Source organism: Microcoleus sp. FACHB-831 (genome assembly GCF_014695585.1).
In the GTDB taxonomy this organism is placed as follows: Bacteria; Cyanobacteriota; Cyanobacteriia; order Cyanobacteriales; family FACHB-T130; genus FACHB-831.
The window spans coordinates 189,081-198,238 of sequence record NZ_JACJON010000040.1; the positions used below are offsets into that span (position 1 = coordinate 189,081).

6 protein-coding genes are annotated in these 9,158 nt (G+C 46.8%); 5 read left to right on the plus strand and 1 reads right to left on the minus strand.

Annotated features, from left to right (window positions below):
* Positions 1 to 27 precede the first annotated feature (27 nt).
* The 4 genes from H6F77_RS11095 (at position 28) to cobA (ending at position 4,191) form a co-directional block, all read left to right on the plus strand.
* Entirely contained in the window at positions 28 to 876 is an 849-nt protein-coding gene (locus H6F77_RS11095) for a methyltransferase domain-containing protein (protein ID WP_190488322.1), read from the plus strand.
* 51 nt (positions 877 to 927) lie between these two features.
* Complete coding sequence (locus tag H6F77_RS11100) at positions 928 to 1,902, plus strand: homogentisate phytyltransferase (RefSeq protein ID WP_190488324.1); 975 nt, start codon at positions 928 to 930, stop codon at positions 1,900 to 1,902.
* A 72-nt stretch (positions 1,903 to 1,974) separates the two neighbouring features.
* Positions 1,975 to 2,445 carry a tetratricopeptide repeat protein gene (locus H6F77_RS11105; protein ID WP_190488326.1) on the plus strand — a complete coding sequence of 157 codons (471 nt, stop codon included), beginning with the start codon at positions 1,975 to 1,977 and terminating at the stop codon, positions 2,443 to 2,445.
* A gap of 135 nt (positions 2,446 to 2,580) precedes the next feature.
* Positions 2,581 to 4,191 carry a uroporphyrinogen-III C-methyltransferase gene (gene cobA / locus H6F77_RS11110; RefSeq protein ID WP_190488328.1) on the plus strand — a complete coding sequence of 537 codons (1,611 nt, stop codon included), beginning with the start codon at positions 2,581 to 2,583 and terminating at the stop codon, positions 4,189 to 4,191.
* A gap of 143 nt (positions 4,192 to 4,334) precedes the next feature.
* Here the strand turns inward: cobA and H6F77_RS11115 are convergent, their stop codons facing one another.
* Complete coding sequence (locus H6F77_RS11115; protein ID WP_190488330.1) at positions 4,335 to 4,532, minus strand: hypothetical protein; 198 nt, start codon at positions 4,530 to 4,532, stop codon at positions 4,335 to 4,337.
* A gap of 377 nt (positions 4,533 to 4,909) precedes the next feature.
* Between H6F77_RS11115 and H6F77_RS11120 the strand changes: the two genes are divergently transcribed.
* Complete coding sequence (locus tag H6F77_RS11120; protein ID WP_190488332.1) at positions 4,910 to 9,019, plus strand: EAL domain-containing protein; 4,110 nt, start codon at positions 4,910 to 4,912, stop codon at positions 9,017 to 9,019.
* Positions 9,020 to 9,158: the final 139 nt, after the last annotated feature.

Sequence of the window (9,158 nt, forward strand, 5' to 3'; positions counted from 1 at the left end):
GATTGTTGACGATTTTATAGCTTTCTGATGACATCAACTCTTTACCAGCAAATTCAGCAACTTTATGACGCTTCCTCTGGTTTGTGGGAGCAGATTTGGGGCGAACACATGCATCACGGCTACTATGGTGCAGATGGAACGCAGAAAAAAGATCGCCGCATCGCGCAAATCGATCTTATTGAAGAACTCCTAAATTGGGCAGGAGTAACCCATGCCGAGCATATCCTAGATGTGGGATGCGGTATTGGTGGCAGTTCTCTTTATCTATCCGAAAAGTTTAATGCATCTGCTACTGGCATTACTCTCAGTCCCGTCCAAGCCGCTAGAGCAAAGGAACGCGCCCAAGCCGCAGGGTTGAGTGCGAGGGCGGATTTCCAGGTAACAGATGCATTAAATATGCCCTTTGCTGATGATTCCTTTGATTTAGTTTGGTCTTTGGAAAGCGGCGAACATATGCCTGATAAAAGGAAGTTTTTACAGGAATGTTACCGAGTGCTTAAGCCTGGTGGAACTTTTATTATGGCAACTTGGTGTCATCGTCCCCTTGCTGGAAAGGCTGGGCAATTAACAGATGATGAGAGGAAACATTTGGCAGAAATTTACCGCGTTTATGCTTTGCCTTATGTAATTTCGCTGCCAGAATATGAGTCTATGGCTGATAAGATTTCTTTCCAAGATCTTCGCACGGCAGATTGGTCAACTGCTGTCGCTCCATTCTGGGATGTGGTGATTGATTCTGCATTCACTCCTAGCGCAATTTTGGGTTTAATTATGTCCGGTTGGGGCACAATTGAAGCTGCACTTTCATTAGGATTAATGAGTCGCGGCTATCAGCGGGGTTTGGTTCGATTCGGGTTGCTTTGTGGCACAAAATAAAGAAATGAACCGCGAAGACGCTAAGAGCGCGAAGAAAGAGATAAGAGGAGTATGAGTGAGATTTTTCGGCAAGATTCAGATGTTTCTGAGAACAGTTTTCCAAAAAAAAGCCTTTTAAAAAACTTATCTGGCTGGCTATACTCTTTGTGGAAGTTCTCCCGTCCTCATACTATCATTGGCACGAGTCTGAGTGTGGTGGGGTTGTATTTAATTGCGATCGCTGGTTTTTCTAATAGCACCATCAGCGCTAGTTTGACACAGCTTTTGGGAACTTGGCTTGCCTGTATTTGCGGCAATATCTATATTGTTGGTTTAAACCAATTGGAAGATGTGGAAATTGACCAGATTAACAAACCTCATCTTCCTGTAGCTGCGGGTGAATTTTCCCAACGCCAAGCCCAGGTTATTGTGTCCATTACAGGTATTGCGGCGCTGCTGCTGGCGTGGTCTTTAGGGCCGTTTTTGCTGGGGATGGTGGGTATTAGTTTAGCGATTGGTACGGCTTATTCTTTACCACCAATTCGGTTGAAGCGTTTTCCTTTTTGGGCGGCAATTTGTATTTTTACAGTGCGGGGGGCGATTGTTAATTTAGGGCTGTTTTTACACTTCAACTGGGTGCTGAAAGGAAAAGAGTATATTCCAGAAGAAGTTTGGACGTTGACGTTGTTTGTTTTGGTATTTACGTTGGCGATCGCTATCTTTAAAGATATCCCCGATATGGAGGGAGATCGCCAGTATAATATCACTACTTTCACGCTACAGCTAGGTAAGCAAGCTGTGTTTAATTTATCTCGCTGGGTGTTAACTGTCTGCTATTTGGGGATGAGTTTTAGTATAGTGTGGCTAACACAGGTTAATCCAGTATTGGTGGTTAGCACTCATTTAGTGGCGCTGGGTTTAATGTGGTGGCGGAGTTATCAAGTAGACTTGCAAGATAAAGCAGCGATCGCATCTTTCTACCAATTCATCTGGAAACTCTTCTTCCTTGAATACCTAATTTTCCCAGCCACTTGTCTTTTGACATAAAATATCTCAAACCTATACTTAATGCCGTCATTATGACGGCGTTATAAATCAAAATTTGCTGGAGTGCTAAAAATGGTTGAAACATCAGAAGAAACTTATTTTATTGCTGCCGCAGTAGTCGGTGTCAGTCTAATTGGGATTGCGGTTTTTCTGGGAAAAACCTTCGTTACATCCAATCTATTTAACAAAGGCGTTACTCTTTATAAACAAAAAAATTATGCAAGCGCAGAAGAAGTTTTTCGCGAAGTAAGTTCGCGACAGCGCACTAATGATATGGTTCGCTTGCTGTTGGGCAATGCTTTGATGGAACAAGGTAAGATAGACGAGGCAAAGTCTGCGTTCCAAGAACTGATTGAACGTTCTCCTAAAAATATAGATGCTTATTTAAGGTTGGGGTCTGTTTTGATTAAACAAGACAAAATTTCAGAAGCGATCGCTACCTTTGAAAAAGCTAAAAACTTATACAAAAAACGACAAGAATCTGAGAAGAAAGATATCGAAATGCTAATAGCGCAACTTGCCACCTTAAAATCAGAAAGCTAAATTAACCTGATACTCAAAACTAAATTGTGTATATAGACTAACATAAATTTAATTTTATCATCGATAACACTGCTTCCTAATCTCATAAAATCGGTCGTGGAGAGGGAGCAAAATCAAAATAACCTATAAAATACCATGAAGGAACGGAGCGGAAAAGTATATCTTGTAGGTGCTGGGCCAGGAGATGTAGGCTATCTTACTGTCAAAGCGCAACAGCTACTTACTCAAGCGGAAGTGTTAATTTATGACGCTTTAGTAGATGCCCAGTTGGTGGATTTAGTACCGAAAAATTGCCTTAAACTTGATGTGGGCAAACGCGGGGGACAACCCAGCACGCCACAAACAGAAATCAATAGCTTGCTGGTGAAACAATGTCAGCAAGGTAAACAAGTCGTGCGATTAAAAAGTGGCGATCCGTTTATTTTTGGTCGCTGTACCGAGGAAACTCAGGCATTAATTGCTGCTAATTGTCCTTTTGAAGTAGTGCCGGGAATTTCCAGCGCTTTGGCAGCACCTTTACTAGCAGGAATTCCGCTAACAGATCCCGTCCTCAGTCGATGTTTTGCGGTTATTACTGCCCACGACACGCAAGCTTTAGATTGGGAGACGCTAGCGCGGATAGAGACGCTGGCGATCTTGATGGGGGGGCGACAGTTGGGTGAAATTGTATATCAGTTGCACAGACACGGGCGATCGCTGCAAACCCCAGTAGCAATAATTCGTTGGGCAGGGTGTCCTCAACAACATACTTGGACGGGTCAACTTGGTAATATAATCGAGCAAACCGCTGGAGAATCTCTCTCTCCGTCAGTGATAGTAATTGGAGAAGTGGTGGGGTTGCGCGAGTATATGCGATCGCCACTTGTTCCGCAGGCTTCTACTATGTCCTGGGGTTTGCCCGCCCAAACACAAGAACCCGATAAAGTTGAAATGTGCCTTCTTCAAACAACTGCAAAACAGCCACTGGCAGGTAAAACTATATTAGTGACGCGATCTGCTGGTCAGTCGAGCCAATTTAGCGATCGCCTACAGCAAGAGGGTGCAACTGTAATCGAAATGCCAGCTTTGGAAATAGGCCCCCCAACGAGTTGGGAAGCCCTTGATAATGCGATCGCGCACATTACAGACTTCGATTGGTTGATTCTTACTTCTACCAACGGCGTAGACTATTTCTTTGAGCGGTTGTTCGCTGCGGGTAAAGATACCCGTGCTTTGGCTGGCGTCAAAATCGCAGTCGTTGGTGAGAAGACGGCTGCTAGTCTCAAAAAGCGGGGGTTACAGCCCGACTTTATCCCCCCAGATTTTGTTGCAGATTCGCTCGTCGAATACTTTCCATCGCAACTCAAAGGCCAAAAAATTCTATTTCCTAGAGTCGAAACGGGTGGACGGGAAGTTTTGGTGAAAGAGTTAAGCAGCAATGGCGCAGAAGTTGTTGAGGTGGCGGCTTATGAGTCGCGGTGTCCGGCTATCGCATCACCAGAAGCGTTGGATGCTCTCCAGAACGGCACCGTAGATGTAATTACTTTTGCCAGCTCTAAAACAGTGCAATATTTTTGTCAGTTAGTAAGGGCATACCTACCATCCGATTGGTTAGATGGCGTATGTATCGCTTCGATTGGCCCCCAAACCTCCAAAACCTGCCTGCAACTGTTGGGAAGAGTTGATGTAGAAGCTCAGGAGTATACTTTGGAGGGCTTATTTCAATCCCTGCTGGGAATTGATACAGCCTCTCCTCACCCCCAATAAGTTAAACCGAGCATAGATTTCGAGTGCATTCTACCGAGAGCGAGCCTTGCGTGGTATTTTATCTTCACGAGAACCGCTATAACGCAGGCTAGTTTTGTGATGTAGGCAACAGCATACGCACAATAAACGGTTTCGTAGTGGGTTTAGGCTTCACCTAAAACTCTGAACCAGCCTCGGTAAACGCTGTGCTGGATTCGTCTAATTAAGAGTCTCTCTTCTAAAGTCGCGCAATCTTCTGCCATGGCATATTCAATTTTTTGCCAGTCAGATTTAGTAACATTATGAGATAGGGAAGCTTTGATAAATATTTCTTCTATTAGGGAAGCTGATTTAGTTTGCATAGTTACGAGGTAATACTCAACTACAGCTTATTGTCGCCCTTCTTTCGAGATAAAGCATTGGCCTAATATCTACTTGCATCTACGCAATATGGCTGAGATCCACTTATTGGTGAGATGGGGGTTAATTAATTGTGCAGGTGTTTATACTGTCTGGCTCAACTTCGAGCAAGCCTTTGGAGGATAGTGTTAAGCAAGCGAGCGAGCGATCGCGCCAACCAAAAAAGCCCATCTTACTGGGGAGCAGCATAGAGAAGTTCAAGATTTCAATCCCTAATAGGGCTTAGTACGCAGCCAGCCTGACCCTAGCAAGTCAAACGTCTTATTATCGCCATTTTGCATATCCCACCCTATTGACTCAGTCGTTGTACTCTATCCCCATGAGAACCGCTATAACATCGCTCCAGGCTGTTCAACATCTCGTGGCATTTAGACTTTGCTCATCTGCAAGCAGCTTGCGCTTCCGCTTAATCATGCTTGTCCTAGTCGCTGTCGTCCCCTCTTTCGGGCTGACATTTTACACCTACATGGAGCAGCGCCGCCAGGAAGCAATTGAGGTGAAGGAAAATGCGCTGCGGCTCACCAAGATTGCTTCAAACAGCCAAGGGCAATTAATAGAGAGTACGCGCGGGCTTCTGGTGACGCTGGCACAACTGGAGCAAGTGCGCCAGCAAGACTCGCAGCAGTGTAACGCTATCTTCGCCAAGCTGGGGCAAGAATACCCAATGTATGCGAACTTAGGAGTCGCTGCGCTGGATGGCACGGTGTTTTGCGAGTCGGTCGTATTGTCCAAGGCTGTTAAAGTAAGCAGCAAAGGCTGGTTTCAGCGTGCGGTTCAAACGCGAAAATTTGCCGTTGGCGGATATCAGATTGGCCCGATTAGTAATAAGCCAGAGTTAGTTTTTGCTTATCCCGTCCTCAATAAGACCGATCGGGTCGAGGCTGTAGTTTTTGCAGATCTGGAGCTAGAGTGGCTGAATCAACTCGCTGCTGCTGCCGATCTACCGCCTGGGTCGGCATTTACAGTCATAGATGACAAGGGGACGATTTTAGCGCGTTATCCCAACCCAGAAAAATGGGTCGGGCGGTCGGTAACGGAAGCACCTATCGTCAAGGAAGTGCTGACTCAACAACACAAAGGCACAGTAGAATCTTTAGGCTTGGATGGCGTATCGCGGTTATATGCATTCGCGCCGCTGGGTAGCGCAAGCGATGGCAGCAAAACATATATAAGCATCGGCATCCCCGCAGCCGTGGCCCTTGCTGAAGCCGACAAGGCGCTAGCCCGCAACTTGAGTTGGTTGGGGTTTATAGGGATATTGGCGATCGCTTCTGCTTGGGTAGCTAGCGACTTGTTTGTTTTGCGTCAGGTACAGGCACTCTTAAAGGCGACGCAGCGATTGAGAGCAGGCGATCTGAGCGTCCGCACTGGTGCGTCTGACGAACCGGGGGAACTTAGCCAGCTAGCTTACACTTTTGACACGATGACAGCAGCCCTAGAACGCGAAGTTATAGAGCGCGATGCCGCAGAAGCAGCCTTGCAAAAAAGCTACAGCCTGTTACAAGCTGTGTTTGAAGGCACTACAGATGCTGTCTTTGTCAAGGATGTTCAGGGGCGCTATCTGATGGCCAACTCCATAACTGCCCGACTCATGGGAAAACCTGTAGAGGAAATTATCGGGCATGATGACTCAGAGCTATTACCCCTAGAGGTTGCCCGTCAAATTATGGAGAATGACCGCAAAACTCTAAATACGGGTCAGACTCACACTATTGAAGAAACCATCGCCGTCCACAACACTACCCTTACTTACCTTTCCACCAAAGGAGTCTATCGCGATCTGCAAGGAAACATCATCGGTATGATTTGCATCTCGCGGGACATCAGCGATCGCAAAGCTGCTGAAGAAGCACTGCGAGAAATCAACCAAAAGCTCGAAGCGCTGGTTGAATCTGCGCCCGTCGCCATCAACATTATCGATGCATCGGGAAAAGTTCGTTTGTGGAATCCAACTGCCGAACGGCTCTTTGCTTGGAGCGAACAAGAAGTTCTTGGACATCCTACACCTATAGTTCCCTCAAATAAACGAGATAAGTTCTTCAAGCTGCTTGAGGACGTGTTGCAAGGACACTGTTTCACCAGTTTGGAAACACAATGCTTAAAAAAGGACGGTTCTGTGATCGATGTCAGTCTCTCAACTTCTCCGCTGCACAATGCCAAGGGCGACCCCATCGGCGCAATGGGTATCATTGCTGACATCACCGAGAGCAAGCGCATGGAGCGGGAACGCGAATATTTGTTGCATCGGCTCAGATTAGAAGCCGAAGACCTTGCTGCGCTTAGCACCGTCACCGCCAATGCTATCAGCACCTTAAATCTGGATGAACTGCTGAACGTGCTGCTACAGCGAATTGTGCAAGTGACGCAGGCAGATACGGCAACGATCTTGCTCAAAGAAGATGACCAGCTAGTTATTAAGGCTGGCATTGGCATCGATGAACAATTAGAATTAGGCCACGCCATTCCTATCGGCCCAAGCTTTGCAGGCATAATTGCCTTAACAATGCAGCCCTTGTATGTGGAAGATGCTCAAAATTCCCCAGGGGTAATGGTCAATCATTTTCACAAGCCGCAGGGTATAAAGACGATACTAGGCGTGCCGCTGAAGCGCAACGGCAGTTTGATCGGGGTTTTGCACGTTGCTTGGAGCAAGATTCATCCATTCAGCGATCGCGCTCTTCACCTGTTGGAAATTACCGCGGAACGCTGTGCGATGGCGATTCTCAATGCCAAGTTGTATGAGGAGTTAGGAAAAAGAGAGGAACTTTATCGCACGCTTACGCGGAACTTCCCTAACGGCGCGGTGTTTTTGTTTGACCGCGATTTGCGCTACACCCTGGCTGAAGGATTGGGTTTAGAAGCCGTCGGTGTTTCTAAAGAGTTTTTTGAAGGAAAGACAATTTGGGAGACATTACCGCCTGAAACTTGCGAACACATCGAGCCACATTATCGGGCAGCTTTGGCGGGAACTAGAACTACCTTTGAAATGCTGTATGCAGAGCGTATCTATTTAGTGCATACACTTCCAGTGAAAAACGAGCGCGGTCAAATTTTTGCGGGCATGGCAATGACGCAAGATATCACCGAACGCAAGTGTGCCGAAGAGCAACTGCGGTTCTATGCATTTTACGATTCGCTCACAGGGCTGCCCAACCGGGCTTGGTTTTTGGAGCGACTAGAGAAATCCATAGAGGAGGCTAAAGAACAACCAGATCGTTTGTTTGCTGTTTTGTTGCTAGATTTGGCTCGCTTCCAAATGGTTAAATACAGCCTGGGGCATATAGTTGCCGATCAACTGCTGACCGCTACGGCAATTAAGTTGAGTGGGTGTCTGCGTCCTAATGATGCGATCGCCAGGGTGGGGTCAGATGAATTTGCAATTTTATTGCCACAAATCCGAGAACCGCAGGACGCTATCCGCGTAGCCGAGCGCATCCAACAGCAGTTGACATCGCCTTTTAACCTCGATGGGCACGAGCTTTTTTGCAGCGCCAGTGTTGGAATTGTGCTGAGTTCTATGGACTATCGCCAACCGGAGGACTATTTGCAGGCTGCGGACACGGCGATGCACCAAGCGAAGAAGAGTGGCAAAGTCCCTCATGCGGTTTTTGTCCCAGCCATGCATACTGGGGCGATCGCACGCTTGCAGTTGGAAACAGATCTGCGACGGGCTTTAAAACGCCAAGAATTCCGGCTGTACTACCAACCGATTGTTTCGCTCAAAAGCGGCACTATCAAGGGTTTTGAAGCTCTCGTGCGCTGGCAGCACCCCGAACGGGGCATGGTTTCCCCTGCTGAATTTATCCCCTTGGCAGAAGAAACAGGTCTGATCGTTCCTCTGGGAGCTTGGGTTTTGAGGGAGAGCTGTCGCCAGATGCGCGTCTGGCAACTGGCGTTTCCTAACTGTACGGAAGATGTAACGATAAGCGTAAACCTTTCTGGCATCCAAATTATCCAGCCAGGAATGATCGAGCAAATTGACGAAATTCTGCAAGAAACGGAGCTAGATCCCAGTTGTTTGAAGCTGGAAATTACCGAAAGTGTGATTATGGACAATGCCGAATTTGTCAGAAATTTGCTCGAACAACTTAAAGCACGCAATATTCTGTTGTGTATTGATGACTTCGGTACGGGCTACTCTTCGTTAAGTTATCTGCATCGCTGGCCCATCGACACGTTAAAGATCGATCGTTCCTTTGTCAACGGTATCGGCGTTGAGGGTCACAGCCGGGAGATTATTTGGACTATTGTGACGCTGGCTGGCAATCTGGGAATGGAAGTGGTTGCAGAAGGTGTGGAAACAGCCCAGCAACTAACTCAATTGCGGATGCTCAAACGCGAATGTCATTACGGACAGGGATATTATTTTTCTAAGCCTGTAGACAGCGTAAAGGCTGGGCAGTTGCTTGCAGCAGACTTGCAGTGGTAAGCAAGTAAAAAGGTAAACGGCTCCAGCCCACATTCCGCACCCACAACTGTCACAATCGGAAATTACGGAGATAAAAAGGCTATTTTTGTATAAAAAGAGACATTTTCCTTCACAAAAGAGATTCCAGCCGCGATGAACG

What these genes read in the sequence shown, in the direction of transcription:
- H6F77_RS11095 (WP_190488322.1), top strand. Translation starts at nt 28, where the DNA reads ATGACATCAACTCTTTACCAGCAAATTCAGCAACTTTATGACGCTTCC.
- H6F77_RS11100 (WP_190488324.1), top strand. Translation starts at nt 928, where the DNA reads ATGAGTGAGATTTTTCGGCAAGATTCAGATGTTTCTGAGAACAGTTTT.
- H6F77_RS11105 (WP_190488326.1), top strand. Translation starts at nt 1,975, where the DNA reads ATGGTTGAAACATCAGAAGAAACTTATTTTATTGCTGCCGCAGTAGTC.
- cobA (WP_190488328.1), top strand. Translation starts at nt 2,581, where the DNA reads ATGAAGGAACGGAGCGGAAAAGTATATCTTGTAGGTGCTGGGCCAGGA.
- H6F77_RS11115 (WP_190488330.1), bottom strand. Translation starts at nt 4,532, where the DNA reads ATGCAAACTAAATCAGCTTCCCTAATAGAAGAAATATTTATCAAAGCT.
- H6F77_RS11120 (WP_190488332.1), top strand. Translation starts at nt 4,910, where the DNA reads ATGAGAACCGCTATAACATCGCTCCAGGCTGTTCAACATCTCGTGGCA.